Annotated in this window: 11 protein-coding genes and 1 pseudogene; 10 read left to right on the top strand and 2 right to left on the bottom strand. The window is 69.2% G+C overall.

The window, feature by feature from the left end; all coding sequences use genetic code 11:
* Positions 1-13: 13 nt before the first annotated feature.
* Positions 14-2,170 carry a 4-alpha-glucanotransferase gene (malQ, locus tag A5705_RS26740; protein ID WP_067881699.1) on the bottom strand — a complete coding sequence of 719 codons (2,157 nt, stop codon included), beginning with the start codon at positions 2,168-2,170 and terminating at the stop codon, positions 14-16.
* Positions 2,171-2,500: 330 nt separating this feature from the next.
* On the opposite strand from malQ, the gene eccB reads away from it, so the two are divergent.
* Positions 2,501-4,024: a type VII secretion protein EccB gene (gene eccB / locus A5705_RS26745; RefSeq protein WP_067881659.1), complete on the top strand. Its 1,524-nt coding sequence runs from the start codon at positions 2,501-2,503 to the stop codon at positions 4,022-4,024.
* The gene (eccCa, locus tag A5705_RS26750; protein WP_068281150.1) at positions 4,021-8,190 is read left to right on the top strand and encodes a type VII secretion protein EccCa; all 4,170 of its coding nucleotides are present in this window, start codon (positions 4,021-4,023) and stop codon (positions 8,188-8,190) included. The genes eccB and eccCa overlap by 4 nt, the downstream gene beginning before the upstream one ends.
* A 52-nt stretch (positions 8,191-8,242) precedes the next feature.
* Here eccCa and A5705_RS26755 read toward each other — a convergent pair whose 3' ends face one another.
* Positions 8,243-9,418: a cytochrome P450 gene (locus A5705_RS26755; RefSeq protein WP_067881666.1), complete on the bottom strand. Its 1,176-nt coding sequence runs from the start codon at positions 9,416-9,418 to the stop codon at positions 8,243-8,245.
* Between the two features lie 263 nt (positions 9,419-9,681).
* Between A5705_RS26755 and A5705_RS26760 the strand changes: the two genes are divergently transcribed.
* From A5705_RS26760 to A5705_RS27585, 8 genes and pseudogenes are all read left to right on the top strand, one after another.
* The gene (locus A5705_RS26760; protein ID WP_067881669.1) at positions 9,682-9,876 is read left to right on the top strand and encodes a ferredoxin; all 195 of its coding nucleotides are present in this window, start codon (positions 9,682-9,684) and stop codon (positions 9,874-9,876) included.
* A 424-nt stretch (positions 9,877-10,300) separates the two neighbouring features.
* The gene (locus A5705_RS26765) at positions 10,301-11,605 is read left to right on the top strand and encodes a PPE family protein (protein ID WP_067881672.1); all 1,305 of its coding nucleotides are present in this window, start codon (positions 10,301-10,303) and stop codon (positions 11,603-11,605) included.
* A 213-nt stretch (positions 11,606-11,818) separates the two neighbouring features.
* Positions 11,819-12,118, top strand: a complete 300-nt coding sequence (locus A5705_RS26770) for a PE family protein (protein WP_066912455.1) — start codon at positions 11,819-11,821, stop codon at positions 12,116-12,118.
* Positions 12,119-12,128: 10 nt separating this feature from the next.
* Positions 12,129-13,334, top strand: a complete 1,206-nt coding sequence (locus A5705_RS26775; protein ID WP_067881675.1) for a PPE family protein — start codon at positions 12,129-12,131, stop codon at positions 13,332-13,334.
* A 500-nt stretch (positions 13,335-13,834) separates the two neighbouring features.
* On the top strand, positions 13,835-15,067 hold the full coding sequence (locus tag A5705_RS26780; protein WP_067881677.1) for a PPE family protein: 1,233 nt from the start codon (positions 13,835-13,837) through the stop codon (positions 15,065-15,067).
* 174 nt (positions 15,068-15,241) lie between these two features.
* Positions 15,242-16,462 carry a PPE family protein gene (locus A5705_RS26785; RefSeq protein WP_156763234.1) on the top strand — a complete coding sequence of 407 codons (1,221 nt, stop codon included), beginning with the start codon at positions 15,242-15,244 and terminating at the stop codon, positions 16,460-16,462.
* Between the two features lie 307 nt (positions 16,463-16,769).
* Positions 16,770-17,069, top strand: coding sequence for a PE family protein (locus A5705_RS26790; RefSeq protein ID WP_067881683.1), 300 nt, complete (start codon positions 16,770-16,772; stop codon positions 17,067-17,069).
* Positions 17,070-17,290: 221 nt separating this feature from the next.
* Positions 17,291-17,365 (top strand): annotated as a pseudogene (locus A5705_RS27585) (WXG100 family type VII secretion target); the annotation flags it as partial.

Here is a 17,365-nt window from a genome sequence, read left to right on the forward strand (position 1 = left end):
GCTAACAGGCCGGTTACGCCCGGGGCGCGATCGCCTCGCGGACGGCCTCGGCCAGCGCGGCGGCCCGCCGATCGGTGAAAACGTCCTCGAGCGTGACCGGCCGGCCGTCGGGTCCCGTCAGCGGAACCCGCCAGTTGGGGTATTCGTCGGTGGTGCCCGGCTGGTTCTGGGTGCGGCGGTCGCCGACGGCGTCGGTCAGCGCCACCCCCAGCAGGCGCGACGGCGTCCGGCCCAGGTATCGGTACAGCGCGAGCACCACGCGCTCCGGGTCGTCCTGAACGTCCGGGCCGTCGTCCAGCAACCCGACCCGGCGCAGCTCGGCCATCCACCCCGCCAGGTCGGCCCGGTCGGATTCGAGCTCGGCCTCCACCGGCCGGGTGAGCAACCCCAGGGACTCCCGCAGCCGCACGTGCTCGCCGGCCAGGTAACCGGCCGTCGGCGGCAGATCGTGGGTGGTGACCGAAGACAGGCAGTACTCGCGCCAGCGCTCGGCGGGCAGTGGGCCGCCGGTTCCGTCGCGGTCCAATTCGAACCAGAGGATCGACGTGCCCAGCACGCCGCGCAACAACAGGTAGTCGCGGACCCAGGGCTCCACGGTGCCGAGGTCTTCGCCGACGACGAGCGCCCCGGCCCGGTGCGCCTCCAGCGCGACGATGCCGATCATCGCCTCGTGGTCGTAGCGCACGTAGGTGCCCCGGGTCGGCGGCGCGCCCCGCGGGATCCACCACAGCCGGAACAGCCCGATGATGTGGTCGATGCGGACACCGCCGGCGTGCCGCAGCTGCGCCCGGATGAGCGCCCGAAAAGGCCGGTACTCGCGCTCGTCCAGGCGGTCCGGACGCCACGGCGGCTGCGACCAGTCCTGGCCGAGCTGGTTGAACTCGTCCGGCGGCGCGCCCGCCGTCACACCCGGCGCCATCGCGTCCTGCAGGGCCCACGCATCGGCGCCGTCGGGGTGCACGCCCACGGCGAGGTCATGCATGACGCCCAACGCCATCCCGGCCCGGATCGCCTGCGACTGCGCCGCGGCGAGCTGGTCGTCGAGTTGCCATTGCAGCCAGCGGTGGAAATCGACTGTGTCCGAATTCCTTTCGGCGAAACCCGCGACACCGGCGGCGTCGGGATGCCGCAGCGAGTCCGGCCAGCGATGCCAGTCGCCGCCGTATTCCTCGGCCAGTGCGCACCAGGTGGCGAAGTCGTCGAGCGCACGACCCTCCCGCTCGCGGAATGCGGCATAGGCCAGCTCGCGGCCCGCCGACCGCGGTACCTCGTGCAGCAGCGTGAGCGCCGCGCGTTTGGCGGCCCAGGCGCCGTCGCGGTCGATGGCGTCGAGCCGGCCGGCCCGCCGTTGCACGTCCGACCGCAGCCGGCGCACCCGGCCGCGCTTGGTGAGCTCGGCGTACTCCGGGATCGCCTCGACGCGGAGATAGATCGGGTTGACGAACCGGCGCGACGTCGGCAGGTACGGCGACGGCTCCATCCGGCCCGTCACCCCCGAAAACCCGGCCGCGTGCAGCGGGTTGACGAGCACGTAGTCGGCGCCGTGGCACGAGGCCGACCAGACGGCGAGGTCGGTCAGGTCGGTGAGATCGCCGACGCCCCACGACTGCCGGGAGCGCACGCTGTAGAGCTGGGTGGCCAGGCCCCACGCGCGCCGGACCCCGAGCTGTTCGGGCAGGCCGAGCCAGTCGGGCGTGACGATCAGCGCGGTGCTGGTCTCGGCGGCGCCGGACCGCAGATGAATCCGGTGGTAGCCCAGCGGCAGGTCGGCGGGCAGGACGAAGCTGGCCTCGCCGATCCAGCGCCCGTCCAGATCGAACGGCGGCGTGAAGTTGTCGACCTGCTGCACCCCGCCGCGCACCGTGCCGTCCTCGAGCTGCAGCCACACCTCGGCCGGGTCGCCGTGCGTGACATGGGCCCAGAACCGGATCTGCTCCCCGGTGCGCCCGACGATGGTCGCCGGCATCCGGCGCTGCCAATACGACCGACGGTGCGCGGTCAGGGCCGCGTTGCGCTCCTGTTCGGTGCCGGCCGCGACCCCGAGCGCGGCGAGCACCGCCACCAGCGTCTCCTCGGGCACGGGCACCGCGCGACCCGTCCAGTCCTCGTACTCGGTCGCGATACCGAACCGGCGGGCGAGTTCGACCAGCGAGGGCGCGAGCTCCGTCATGCCGCTCATCTTGCTGCAGAACCCCGCGGCCCGGCTCGGTCAGCGGGCTTTTGCCCGAAGTGACCGTTCGCCAGGACTTGTCGGCCATCCCCGGTTAACATGCGCAGTGAAGACCTGAGGAATGCAGCCGGGGGATGAGTGGGGAACAGCAAAGAGTGCCGGCAGCGGCGACTCAGCGAGATGTAAATAGAAGGTGAAGCGCAGGGCAACGCGTGGCGGGGCCCGCGCCGGTCCCTTACGGTTGTCACGGTTGTACGAAGCAATTAGCGCGACGGATGTTTTCGAAGGACAATATCCAGGGCGTTCAAGCAGACCGGATGGTGAAATAGCGTGGCCGAAGAGAGTCGCGGGCAGCGAGGGTCGGGTTACGGCCTGGGGTTGTCGACCCGCACCCAGGTGACGGGCTATCAATTCCTGGCCCGTCGAACCGCGATGGCGCTGACCCGTTGGCGGGTCCGCATGGAGATCGAGCCGGGACGGCGTCAGAACCTGGCCATCGTGGCCTCGATCTCCGCGGCGCTGGTGATCTGCCTGGGCGCGCTGCTGTGGTCCTTCATCAGCCCGTCCGGTCAGATCAACGAGTCGCCGATCATCGCCGACCGTGACTCCGGGGCGCTCTACGTCCGCGTCGGCGACAAGTTGTACCCGGCGCTCAACCTGGCCTCGGCCCGGCTGATCACCGGGCGCCCGGACAACCCGCACCTGGTTCGGTCGAGCCAGATCGCGAACCTGCCGCGCGGGCCCCTGGTGGGCATCCCGGGCGCACCGTCGAATTTCGCGCCCAAGACGCCGACCGCGTCGTCGTGGCTGGTCTGCGACACCGTGGCCGGGTCCACGGGGACGGGCGCGCCGTCGGGGGTCACCGTGACGGTGATCGACGGCACCCCGGACCTCAGCGGCCACCGCCAGGTGCTGAACGGGTCGGACGCCGTGGTGCTGCGCTACGGCGACGAGGCTTGGGTGGTCCGGCAGGGCCGCCGGTCGAAGATCGACCCGACGAACCGCTCGGTCCTGCTGCCGCTGGGTTTGACTCCCGAGCAGGTCAGCCTGGCGAAGCCGATGAGCCGCGCCCTCTACGACGCGCTGCCGGTGGGGCCCGAACTGACGGTGCCCGACATCCCGAACGCGGGGTCCCCGGCGACGTTCGCGGGTGCGCCCGGCCCGGTGGGGACGGTGATCGTCACCCCGCAGATCAGCGGGCCGCAGCAGTATTCGCTGGTGCTGAGCGACGGCGTGCAGACGCTGCCGCCCCTGGTGGCCCAGATCCTGCAGAACGCCGGCGGCCCGGGTGGCAACACCAAGCCGGTCACGGTCGAACCGTCGGCGCTGGCGAAGATGCCGGTGGTCAACAAGCTGGACCTGTCGTCGTACCCCGACAACCCGTTGAACGTGATGGACATGCGGGAAAACCCGGCGACCTGCTGGTGGTGGCAGAAGAGCTCCGGCGAGAACCGGGCCCGCATCCAGGTCGTGTCCGGTGCCACCCTGCCGATCCCGACCAAGGAAATGGGCAAGGTGGTGTCCCTGGTGAAGGCCGACACCACCGGCCGCGAGGCCGACCAGGTGTACTTCGCCTCCGACCACGCGAACTTCGTGGCCGTCACCGGCAACGACCCCGGCGCCAAGACGACGGAATCGCTGTGGTGGCTGACGGACGCGGGCGCCCGGTTCGGGGTGGACGACACCCGCGAGGCCCGCGAGGCGCTGGGCTTGAAGACCACGCCGAGCCTGGCGCCGTGGGTGGCGCTGCGGCTGCTCCCACAGGGCCCGACCCTGTCCCGAGCAGACGCCTTGGTGGAGCACGACACGCTACCGATGGACATGTCCCCTGGAGATTTGGTGGTACCTAGGTGAAACGCGGATTTGCCCGGCCGACTCCGGAGAAGCCCCCGGTCATCAAGCCGGAGAACATCGTCCTACCGACCCCGCTGAGCATCCCGCCACCCGAGGGCAAGCCCTGGTGGATCGTGGTGGTCGGCGTCGTGGTGATCGGCCTGCTGGGCGGCATGGTCGCGATGACCTTCGCCAGCGGCTCGCACGTCTTCGGCGGCGTCGGCGCGATCTTCCCGATCTTCATGATCGGCGGCATGGCGATGATGATGTTCGGCGGCCGGTTCGGCGGCCAGCAGCAGATGAGCCGGCCGAAGCTGGACGCGATGCGCGCCCAGTTCATGTTGATGCTCGACATGCTGCGGGAGACGGCCCACGAGTCGGCCGACAGCATGGACGCCAACTACCGCTGGTTCCACCCGGCGCCCGACACCCTGGCCGCGGCCGTCGGATCGTCGCGCATGTGGGAGCGCAAGCCCGACGGCAAGGACCTCAACTTCGGTGTGGTGCGCGTCGGCGTGGGCATGACGCGCCCCGAGGTGACCTGGGGTGAGCCCCAGAACATGCCGACCGACATCGAGCTGGAGCCGGTGACCGGTAAGGCGCTGCAGGAGTTCGGTCGCTACCAGAGCGTCGTCTACAACCTGCCGAAGATGATCTCCCTGCTGGTCGAACCCTGGTACTCGCTCATCGGGGATCGCGAGCAGGTGCTGGGCCTGATGCGCGCGATCGTGTGCCAGCTGGCGTTCTCCCACGGGCCAGACCACGTGCAGATGATCGTGGTCAGCTCCGATCTGGAGCAGTGGGACTGGGTGAAGTGGCTGCCGCACTTCGGCGACCCCCGCCGCCAGGACGCGGCGGGCAACGCCCGGATGGTCTACAGCTCGGTGCGCGAGTTCGCCGCCGAGCAAGCCGAATTGTTCGCCGGCCGTGGGTCTTTCACGCCCCGGCACGCCAGCTCGTCGGCCCAGACCCCGACGCCGCACACGGTGATCATCGCCGACGTGACCGACCCGCAGTGGGAGTTCGTGATCAGCGCCGAGGGCATCGACGGCGTGACGTTCTTCGACCTGACCGGCGCGCCCATGTGGGCGGCCGTCCCGGAGCGGACCCTGCGGTTCGACGACCGGGGCGTCATCGAGGCCCTGCCGCGCGACCGCGACACGTGGATGGTCATCGACGAAAACGCGTGGTTCTTCGCCCTGACCGATCACCTGAGCATCGCCGAGGCCGAGGAGTTCGCGCAGAAGCTGGCGCGCTGGCGGCTGGCCGAGGCGTACGAGGAGATCGGTCAACGGGTGGCCCACATCGGTGCCCGGGACATCCTCACCTACTACGGGATCGACGATCCGGCCGAAATCGACTTCGACGCGCTGTGGGGCAAGCGGACCGACTCGATGGGCCGGTCGCGACTGCGGGCGCCGTTCGGCAACCGCTCCGACAACGGCGAATTGCTGTTCCTGGACATGAAGTCGCTGGACGAGGGCGGCGACGGCCCGCACGGCGTCATGTCCGGAACGACCGGTTCGGGTAAGTCGACGCTGGTGCGGACGGTGATCGAATCGCTGATGCTCGGCCACCCGCCGGAGGAGCTGCAGTTCGTGCTGGCCGACCTCAAGGGTGGCTCCGCGGTCAAGCCGTTCGCGGGCGTGCCGCACGTGTCGCGCATCATCACCGACCTGGAGGAAGACCAGGCGCTGATGGAGCGGTTCCTGGACGCGCTGTGGGGCGAGATCGCCCGCCGCAAGGCGATCTGCGACAGCGCCGGTGTCGACGACGCGAAGGAATACAACTCGGTGCGCCTGCGGATGCGGGCGCGCGGCCAGGACATGCCGCCGCTGCCGATGCTCGTGGTCGTGATCGACGAGTTCTACGAGTGGTTCCGCATCATGCCGACGGCCGTCGACGTCCTCGACTCGATCGGGCGTCAGGGCCGCGCCTACTGGATCCACCTGATGATGGCGTCGCAGACCATTGAGAGCCGGGCCGAAAAGCTCATGGAGAACATGGGTTACCGGTTGGTGCTGAAGGCGCGCACCGCGGGGGCGGCGCAGGCGGCCGGCGTGCCGAACGCGGTGAACCTGCCGGCCCAGGCCGGTCTGGGTTACTTCCGGCGCAGCCTCGAGGACATCGTCCGGTTCCAGGCCGAATTCCTTTGGCGGGACTACATTTCGCGCGGCATCACCATCGATGGCGAGGAAGCCCCGGCGTTGGTGCACAGCATCGATTACGTTCGTCCGCAACTGTTCACCAACTCGTTCACCCCGCTCGAGGTCAGCGTAGGGGGACCGGAGCTGGAGCCGGTGGCGGTCCACTCGAACGGCGAGGCGCTCGAGGTGGCCGAGGCCGACGGCGAGGAGGACGAGGAAGGGATCAGGGTGCCGAAGGTCGGTACGGTGATCATCGACCAGCTGCGCAAGATCGACTTCGAGCCGTACCGGCTGTGGCAGCCGCCGCTGAACCAGCCCGTGGCCATCGACGAGCTGGTGAATCGGTTCATCGGCCACCCGTGGCAGCAGGACTACGGTTCGGCCCAGAATCTCGTGTTCCCCATCGGGATCATCGACCGCCCGTTCAAGCACGACCAGCCGCCGTGGACGGTCGACACCTCCGGGCCCGGCGCCAACGTCCTGATCCTGGGGGCCGGCGGTTCGGGCAAGACGACCGCGCTGCAGACGCTGATCTGCTCGGCCGCACTGACGCACACGCCCGAGCAGGTGCAGTTCTACTGCCTGGCCTACAGCGGCACGGCGCTGACCACCATCGCGCGCCTGCCGCACGTCGGTGAGGTGGCCGGTCCGACGGACCCCTACGGCGTGCGCCGTACCGTGGCCGAACTGCTGGCGCTGGTCCGCGAGCGCAAGCGCAGCTTCCTCGAATACGGCATCGCCTCGATGGACGTGTTCCGGCGCCGCAAGTTCGCCGGAGAGGCCGGCCCGGTGCCCAACGACGGGTTCGGCGACGTCTACCTGGTGATCGACAACTACCGGGCGTTGGCCGAGGAGAACGAGGTGCTGATCGAGCAGGTGAACCTGATCATCAATCAGGGTCCCTCGTTCGGCGTGCACGTGGTCGTCACCGCGGATCGCGAGTCCGAGCTGCGGCCGCCGGTCCGCAGCGGTTTCGGTTCCCGGATCGAACTGCGCCTGGCCGCGGTGGAGGACGCCAAGCTGGTGCGTTCGCGCTTCGCCAAGGAGGTTCCGGTCAAGCCGGGACGCGGCATGGTCGCGGTCAACTACGTCCGCCTCGATGCCGACCCGCAGGCCGGCCTGCACACGCTGATCGCCCGGCCCGCGCTGGCCAGCACGCCCAACCACGTGTTCTCGTCCGACAGCATCATCGAGGCCGTCAGCCGGCTCGCGAGCGGGCAGGCCCCGCCGGTGCGCCGGCTGCCGGCGCGCTTCGGCGTGGAGCAGGTGCGCGAGCTCGCGGCCCGCGACACGCGCCAAGGCGTGGGTGCCGGCGGAATCGCCTGGGCCATCTCGGAATTGGACCTGGCGCCGGTGTACCTCAACTTCGCCGAGAACGCGCACCTGATGGTGACCGGCCGGCGCGAGTGTGGGCGCACCACGACGCTGGCCACCATCATGTCCGAGATCGGCCGGCTCTACGCGCCGGGAGCCAGCAGCGCACCGCCGCCACCGGCCGGCCGGCCGTCGGCCCAGGTGTGGCTGGTGGACCCGCGCCGTCAGCTGCTGACCGTGCTGGGCTCGGAGTACGTGGAGAAATTCGCGTACAACCTCGACGGCGTTCAAGAGATGATGAACGAGATGTCGGCCCTGCTGGCCAGCCGCGAACCACCGCCCGGCCTGTCCGCGCAGGAATTGTTGTCGCACTCCTGGTGGAGCGGCCCGGAGATCTTCCTGATCGTCGACGACATCCAGCAGCTGCCCGCGGGCTTCGATTCACCGCTGCACAAGGCCGCCGCCTGGGTGACCAGGGCCGCCGACGTCGGCCTGCACGTGATCGTGACCCGCACGTTCGGTGGGTGGTCGTCGGCGGGCAGCGACCCGATGCTGCGGGCCCTGCACCAGGCGAATGCCCCGCTGCTGGTGATGGACGCCGACCCCGACGAGGGCTTCATCCGCGGCAAGATGAAGGGTGGGCCGCTGCCCCGCGGCCGAGGCCTGCTGATGGCCGAGGACACCGGGGTGTTCGTCCAGGTGGCGGCCACCGAGTTCCGCAAGTAGGACCAGCCGGCTGCGCCGGGGTTGGTCGACATGGTCGACGATCGGCCGGAGATCAACCCCAGTGCAGCGGTAATTCCTTGAGCGCGAACGTCTTCGACGGGAACTTGATCTGCGGGGTGTAATCCGCCGGCACCTCGAAATCGGGGATCTGCCTGAGCCATTCGGCGACGATGATGGTCAGCTCGATCCGGGCCAGGTGCGAACCCAGGCACCGGTGCGGTCCGCCGCCGAATCCCCAGTGCCGGTGCACCTTGCCGTCCATGTAGAGCTCATCGGTCGACATCGCGTCGCTGCCGTCGCGGTTCACCGCCGCCATGCACAGCCGCACCGGTGTGCCCGCGGGCAGCGTCATGCCGCCCACGGTGACGATCTCGGTCGTGACCCTGGGCGCCACCGGCGCCGATGGCTCCAACCGCACGATCTCTTCGATGAAAACCCTGATCTGCCTGGGGTTGTCGCGCAGCTCTTCGCGCAGCTGCGGCCTGCGCGCGAGCTCGTACAGTGAGAATCCGATCGCCGCGGTCACCGTGTCCAGACCCGCCAGGATCAGCAGGTGGCTCATGCCCAGCAGCTCGAGATCGGTGAAGTTGCCCTCGCCGGTCATCACCTGCGACAACATGTCATCGCCCGGATTTTCGCGGCGCTGCGCGATCGCGTCGTTCAAGTAGGCCAACAACTCGTGCGCCTTCTCGAAGTCGGCGGGACTCAGGTAGGGCTTGTCGGCGATGATGGCGTCTTTCCAGTCGATGACGCGGTCGCGGTCCTCGACCGGCAGACCGTAGAGGTCGAGGAAGACCTGGAACGGATACAGCTTGGCGAAATCCGCCATCCCGTCGCACTTGCCTCGCCCCGCGAGCTCGGCGATCATCTCGGCGGCGTGGCGCTGCAGCACCGGGCGGGACTTGCTCAGGCCCTGGGGACTGAAGTAGGGCTGCAGGATTTTCCGGTAGCGGGTGTGCTCCGGCGGGTCGAACGCCAGCGGGATCACCGGCAACGGGCTGCCGGGCGGCTGGAGCGCCAGCCGCGACGAAAACACCTTCGGATTGCGCAGCGCGGCAAGCACGTCCTCGCGACGGGTCAGGTAGTAGTGGCCGTTCATGAACACCACCGGGCCGGCGTCCCGCAACGTCTTCCACCCGACACCCCGGTCGTCCTCCATCGGCAACTTGGTGTACTCCAGCCGCGGTAGGTGGAAGCTGCCCGGCTGCCAATCGCCAACAGTGCTCATGCGCCCTGATCTCCGCTTGTCTGTGTGGTTTTCGCGCCGCAAAAGTATGAGTCCCCAGGCCGCGCTTCGAACTTTCGCGTCACCGGTGTGAAGGTGGCACATCAATATCGCACGTGCGGCAAGGGGGCACCAATCTGACCGGCGGTGAGGGCGGGTCACCGCCGTCGAACGACCTTCTCCTCGCGTTTGTCGACCGACTAATCTGTTGTCCAATCGTCAAGTCCCGCTGGGAACTCCCCGGACCCGTCCAAGAAGGGAACCCCGTGAAGGTTCGTCTCGAAAAGTCCAGATGCGTGGGCCACGCCCAGTGTTACGCCGTCGATCCGGACCTGTTCCCCATCGACGCGTCGGGCTACTCCATCCTCGAAGAGCACGAGGTCAGGCCCGAGGACGAGCAATTGACGCGCGACGGCGTGGCCTCCTGCCCGGAAATGGCACTGATCCTTGAGGACGACTAGCGCCACCACGGGGCAAGCCGCCAGACGAACGCAAGGTGAACACTCGGTTGTTTTTCATGAACCGAGGCTTGCCGGGAATGAACATTGGTTGGCCTGGAATGAACAGTTGGCATCGCCGGTCGGCGCGCCCTGGATGACCAGCTAATGTCGTTCGCGAGCGGCAGTTCAAGCACCAGGGGAGCTGTCGCTCGGTTGCTGACAACGGGATAGTCGAGGCAGATTGTTCATGTCGTTACTGACCGAACTTCCGGGAATCCCGGTGGCGGAGCGCCGATCCGGACACGCCGGGCGGGTGCGCCTCAGTATTCCGACTGTCCCGTCGGCTGGGTTTGCTGGTCAACAAGGTCGTGGCCGCGCCCATCATGGTTTCTACCTGACCGCCGCGATTGCCCCGGCAATCGCGGCCGACTGAGGAGGACACGGGGTGTTCGACTTCGGAGCGTTGCCGCCCGAAATCAATTCCGGTCGGATGTATGCGGGTCCGGGAGCCGAGTCGATAATGGTTGCCGCGACGGCCTGGGATGCGCTGGCGGCGGAGTTGAGCACGGCGGCTTCTGGCTACAACTCGGTGATCACCGAACTCACCAGCGCGCCCTGGATCGGGCCCTCCTCGACGGCGATGGTGTCCGCAGTGGTGCCGTATGTGAGCTGGCTCAGCACGGCGGCGGGCCTGGCCGAGGAGAGCGCCAGCCAGGCGCGGGCGGCGGCGGGCGCCTTCGAGGCCGCGTTCGCGATGACGGTGCCTCCGCCGGTGATCGTGGCGAACCGGGTCCTGTTGGCGACGCTCGTCGCGACCAACTTCTTCGGGCAGAACACGCCGGCGATCATGGCCACCGAGGCGCAGTACATGGAGATGTGGGCCCAGGACGCCGCCGCGATGTACGGCTACGCCGCGTCCTCGGCGGCCGCCACGGTGTTGACCCCCTACCAGGCGCCGCCCAACACCAGCACGCCGGACGCTCCCGCCCAGCAGGGTGCCGCGGTCGCCCAGGCCACCGCCCAGCCGGCCGGCAACTCCGCGGCGCAGGCGGTGCAGGCCGCGTCGATCCCGCAGACGCTGCAGCAACTCGCCCTGCAGCAACTGTCGGGTTATCAGTTCACGCAGTGGCCGTTGTCGATGCTGCAGAACCAGCTCCAGGATCTGATCAAATACGGGCTGCCCACCCCGACGAACGACTGGTTCAACGTCCCGGGGCTCATCAAGCCCCCGGTCGTGGGCTACCCGTCGACCTTCCCCTCCAGCGGCATCAGCCCGCTGTACAACGAGGCGCGCCAGTTCCTGCAGGCGTACTTCGGTGTCGGTATCGGCAACTTCGGCTGGTCGATCGGCCAGCAGCTGACCTTCGGCCCCGGCGGTGCGACCGCGGGTGCCGGCGGTGCCTGGTTCCCGACGCCGCAGTTCGGCGGCCTGCACCTGGGCGCGATCGGCGCGAGCTCGGTCAGCGGCCACGGCCTGGGTGGGGCGACGTTGGCGAGCACCGGCGCGTCGGGCAAGATCGGGGCGCTGTCCGTCCCCGCGAGCTGGAACACCCCGACCACGGAAGCCGCGGTCACGCTCGCCGCCTCGGAGGAGACGCCCGTGCAGGCAGGCGCGAACGCCGTGCCCGGAAACGCCCTGCTGCGCGGCATCCCGATGGCCGGCGTCGGCCGGCGCACCGCGGGCTACGGCTACACCACCAAATACGGGTTCCGATATAGCGTGCTGACACGCCCGCCGTCGGCCGGATAGCGGGGGAGGGACGCGCGTGACCTACCAGCCGGCAAACCCGTCCAGGGTCGCCCGAAATGAACAGCAGTTGTCCACCAATGAACAGTTGGCGCTAAGGAGGCGCGACCCGAAGGGATCCAATTAGTCTCACTAGCAAGCCATGTCTGAAGCGAACTTCAGCAGCAAATCTTTCCTTGATGGTCATCGAGCCTGAAAGTTGAGGAGGAAAACCAAATGTCCTTTGTGACCACACAGCCAGAAGCGTTGGCGGCGGCCGCGGGCAGCCTGCAGGGTATCGGCTCGGCGTTGAGCGCCCAGAACGCCGCGGCGGCGGCCCCCACGACCGGGGTGGTGCCGGCGGCGGCCGACGAGGTGTCGGCGCTGACCGCGGCCCAGTTCGCCGCGCACGCGCAGATGTACCAGGCCGTCAGCGCGCAGGCGGCCGCCATTCACGAGCAGTTCGTCAGCACCCTGGGCATCAGCTCGGGGTCGTACGCGGCGACCGAGGCGGCCAACGCGGCCGCGGCCGGCTAGGAGGTCAGTCATGAGCGACTTGGGTATTTTGCCCCCGGAGGTCACCTCCGCGATGATCTACGCGGGCCCGGGCTCCGGGTCGATGATGGCGGCGGCCGCCGCCTGGAACGGGATCGCCGCCGAACTGAACGCTGCCGCCCTGGGCTACGACCAGATCGTCACCCAGCTGGCCGGCGAGGAGTGGCTGGGGCCCGCCTCGGCGTCGATGGCGTCGGCGGCGCAGCCATACGTGCAGTGGATGACGACCACCGCCGGTCAGGCCGAGGAGTCCGCCGCTCAGGCGCAGAACGCCGCGGCGGCCTACGAGACCGTGCTCGCCTCGGTGGTTCCGCCGCCGCTGATCGCGCTCAACCGCACGGAGCTGTCGCAGGCGATGGCGACCAACGTGCTGGGGCAGAACAACGGGATCATCTCCCAGCTCGAGGCCCAGTACCAGGAATTCTGGGCGCAGAACGCCGCGGCGATGTACAACTACGCCGGTCAGTCCGCGGCGGCGGCCAAGGTGACGCCGTATCAGAACGCGCCGACGGTTGCCAATCCCGCCGCCGCGGCCGTCACGCAGTCCGCGGCGCCGGCCGCCTCGATCCAGCAGACCCTGCAGAGCTACCTCACCCAGATCCAGAGCGCGCTGGGCTCCCTCGCCACGCCGGGTTCGACGACCGCGCTGGTGAACCAATTCGGGGCCAACAACCCGCTGACCGAACTCTGGTTCCTCATCAGCGGCCAGACGACGCTGCCGACCAACATCGGTACGTTCCTGGGCGGTTACTCCAACTACGCGAGCTTCTTCTACAACACCGAGGGTCTGCCGTACTTCAGCGTTGGTATGGGCAACTTCGGTGTGCAGATGGCCAAGACCCTCGGGGCGATCACCGGTCCCGCGGCGGCGGCGGCCGCGGTGCCCAAGGGCCTGCCCGGGCTGGGCGGCCTGCTGGGCGGTGGCGCCGGTGGCGCGGCGGCGCACTTGGGCAGCGCGACGTCCATCGGCAAGCTGTCGGTGCCGGTCTCGTGGACCGGGGCCACCGCGCCGACGGCTGCCGCGGCCCACGCCATCCCGGTCAGCAGCATCAGCGCTGCCCCGGAGGCCGCCGGCGGACCCGGAAACCTGCTCGGCGGCATGCCGCTGGCGGGTGCCGGCGCCGGCGGGGGCAGCGGTGCCGGACCCCGGTACGGGTTCCGTCCCACCGTCATGGCGCGGCCGCCCCTCGGCGGGTAGCCGGCCGCACTGCAACATCGCGCCGCGGGCGCAGGCGACTTGCCTGCGCCCGCGGTGGCGTTCTGGGCGAGTGGCCACTCGGCTTCGCCCTTTCCGATAACCCCTTGACGAGCCGCTCGCGACCATCGATTGCGGTCGCCTCACGGCCCCTCGGCAAACCCCGACGGGGGCATTTTCTGCGGCCGGATTTTTAACCGCCGCGACGGCCGTTGTTCTCTCAACCGGGCCGGACCGCTCCGGTCACCCGAACCGCAGCCGGGTGTATTCCGGCACATTCCCGCAGGTGGCGACGGCGTTTGGGACGCCTCACCGACCCGATCCGGGTCAGGTAGCGCTCCCGGGTCACCGATGCGTCGCGACGGGCCCGCACTGACCGCCCGGATCGGCTTGGCGCGGTGGCGGATTCCGGCATTTAGCCTCAAGCGAACGCTTTGCCGAACGGTCCCGTCGTCAACCGAAGTTGCGGAGAAACCATGTCGCTCGAGTCCGGGGGTTCCTAGGTGCTCGACTTCGGGGCGCTGCCGCCAGAGATCAACTCAGGCCGGATGTATGCCGGCCCGGGTTCCGCGTCGATGGTGGCCGCGGCGTCGGCGTGGGATGGGGTGGCCGCCGAGTTGAGCCTGACGGCGAGCGGCTACACGTCGACGATCGCCGAGTTGACCGGCTCGCTGTGGCTGGGCCCGGCCGCGCAATCCATGGTGGCCGCGGCCGCCCCCTATATCTCGTGGCTCGGTACCGCGGCCATCCTGGCTGAGGAGACCGCCAACCAGGCCCGGGCGGCCGCGGCGGCGTTCGAAGCCGCGTTCGCGCTGACGGTGCCCCCTCCGGTCGTCGCGGCCAACCGGGTGCTGTTGATGACGCTCGTCGCCACCAATTTCTTCGGGCAGAATTTCCCGGCGATCGCGGCCACCGAGGCCCAGTACGCGGAGATGTGGGCCCAGGACGCCACGGCGATGTACGGCTATGCGAGCGCCTCGGCGACCGCCACGCGGCTGAACGCGTTCGGCGAGCCGGCGCAGACCACCGATCAGAACGGGCCGGCCGCCCAGGCCGCAGCCGTGAGCCAGGCCGTCGCCACGCCCGCGGGAACCTCCGCGCCGCAAGCGGCCACCGGCCTGTCCCTGACCCCGGACACCATCTCGGTCACGTCGATCTTCACGTCGATAAACCAAGCGCTGCAACAGCTTTCGACGGGCGCGCTGGCCTCGCCGCTGAACCCCTACAACTGGTGGATCGTCCAGCAGTTCGCCAACCTCAACGTGACGAACCGGACGGCGTTGTCCCGGCTGGGCGTCGGGCTCCCGTACTTCTCGGTCGGGATGATGAGCTTCGCGGGCTCGATCGCCCAGCAGTTGACTTTTGGCCCCGGCGGGTCGACGGTCGGCGCGCAAGGCGCCTGGTATGCGACACCCCAGTTTGCGGGCCTGCACTTCGGCGCCGTGGCGGGCGGCCTGGGAAGTCCCGGCGGCGTGGCGGCGAACTTGTCCTCGGCCACCAAGATCGGGGGTCTGTCGGTGCCGCAGGCGTGGGCCGGTTCGCCCGCCGCGGTGGAACAGCAAGCCGCCCAGGCGCTCGCCGTCGACTACGCCACCGACCCGCCGGGCGCCGGCGCCAACGGGCTGCTGCGCGGCATGCCGATGGGCACCGGCAGCCGGCGCGCCGGCTCCGCCTGGCCGCCCCGCGAATACGGCTTCAGGCGCAGCGTGCTCGCCCGTCCACCATCCGCGGGATGACGCACATGCCCGACGACAAGCGCGCAGCTCGCGCCCGGCCGCCCGAATCGCACGCCACCCGGTTGTGCGCGACAAGCGCGGTATGGCCAAGCGCGGCAAGCGATTTCGTAATGATCGAGTCGGCTACGGAGGCGGCCACGGCGGCCGCGACTGGTTAGGAGTCAGGAAATGGCAATCGATTTTGGTGCGTTACCGCCGGAGATCAACTCGGCGCGCCTCTATTCCGGTCCGGGGTCGACTCCGCTCGTGACTGCGGCCTCGGCGTGGAACTCGCTGGCCGCCGAACTGAATGCCGCGGCCCTGGGCTACGAGAGCGTGGTGACCCAGCTGACGAGCGAGGAATGGCTGGGTCCGGCCTCCGGATCGTTGGCGGCGGCGGCGCAACCGTACGTGGCATGGGTGAGCGCGACCGCGGCCCAGGCCGAGCAGGCCGCCACGCAGGCCAGCGCGGCCGCCGCGGCCTATGAGGCCGCGTTCGCCGGGGTCGTGCCGCCGCCGCTCATCGCGGCAAACCGGGCCGAGTTGGCCCAGGCGGTGCAGACCAACCTGCTCGGTCAGAACACCGGGATCATCGCGCAGCTGGAGGCGCAGTACGGCGAATTCTGGGCCCAGGACGCCGCGACGATGTACAGCTATGCCGGCAACTCGGCGTCGGCTTCCACGGTCACGCCGTTCACCGCGGCACCGGCGGTCGCCAGTCCCGCCGCTTCGAGCACCCAGGCCGCCGCGACAAGCGTGGCGGCGACCACCTCGGTCGGCTCGATACAGAATCAGATCAACAGCGCCATCAGCCAGATCACCGCGCAGCTGACCAGCCTGGCGTCGCCGTTCTACACGCCGCTGCAGCAGGAATGGTGGTATTTCGCGTCGAGCACCGGTCCGCTGTCCTCGGTGTGGCAGCTGTTGTTCGGGAGCCCCACGTTCCCCGGTTCCAGCCTTTCGTCGTTCATGTCTGCGATCTCGCCGTACGCCGGCGTCTTCTACAACACCGAGGGTCTGCCCTACTTCAGCATCGGTATGGCCAACTCCATGACCCAGACGGCAAAAACGGTCGGCGCGATCGGCGGTGCGGCGCCGGCGGCGGCCGCCGCGATCCCGAAAGGCCTGCCCGGGCTGGGAGGGTTGCTCGGCGGGGGCGCGCCTGTCGCGGCGCACTTGGGGAGCGCGACCTCGCTCGGCAAGCTGTCGGTGCCGGCGTCCTGGTCGGGGCCCGTCACGACGCCCAGCCACGCCACCGCCATACCCGTCAGCAACGTCCGGGAGGCGCCCGATGCGGGAGCCGGAAACCTCCTGGGCGGCATGCCCCTGGCGGGGGTGGGCACCGGCGGATCCGGCGCGGGGCCGCGCTACGGATTCAAGCCGGTCGTGATGGCCCGTCCGCCCGCGGCCGGATAGCGGGGGCCGGCCGGCGATGATATTTGCTCCCGCGCGATTTCGTCCCGCTGGTGATAAGCTCCATACGTGCTGGCCAGCAGGCTTCCCACCGCGCCTCCGGAGGGCACGCTCTTGAGGTTTGCTGTGACCGTCCTGTGAACGCCAGCGGTGAGGGCCCGACGCTGTTAGTGTGTCGTTACCAAAAGTGAATTCGCCGTGCCATCCAGTGAACAATTGCCAACGGGTGGCTTCGGGGCCGACTTGAAACAGACGTTGTCATCTAATCTCTTGCACAGAGCGGTGCGGAGGAACTTGAGGAGGGAAAAGTATGTCGTTCGTTACCACACAGCCTGAGGCGTTGGCCGCCGCGGCCGGGAGCCTGCAGGGGATCGGCTCGTCGCTGAGCGCGCAGAACGCCGCCGCGGCTGCCCCCACGACCGGGGTGGTGCCCGCCGCGGCCGACGAGGTGTCGGCGCTGACCGCGGCCCAGTTCGCCGCGCACGCGCAGATGTACCAGGCCGTCAGCGCGCAGGCGGCCGCCATTCACGAGCAGTTCGTGAGCACCCTTGGCATCAGCTCGGCCTCCTACGCCGCGACCGAAGTCGCCAATGCGGCGGCCGCGGGCTGATCGGATTCACGGTTAACGCCTTCGACGGAATCCGCACCGGCGTGGATTCCATGGCGATCGTCCGGCGACTATGGCGCCGGGGCCTGACGACTGGGCCGAAGCAGCGTTCCGGGGGGACCAGCTTCCTGTATGAGGCTCGGCGGTGCGTTTCCGCGTAACCGTCCGGGTCGTCGTTCACCACAACTGAAAACAAGTCACTCAGAATTAAGGAGACAGCCAACATGGCAACACGTTTTATGACCGACCCGCACGAGATGCGGGCGATGGCGGGCCGTTTCGAGGTCCACGCGCAGACC

The organism is Mycobacterium sp. E787, from assembly GCF_001668725.1.
In the GTDB taxonomy this organism is placed as follows: Bacteria; Actinomycetota; Actinomycetes; order Mycobacteriales; family Mycobacteriaceae; genus Mycobacterium.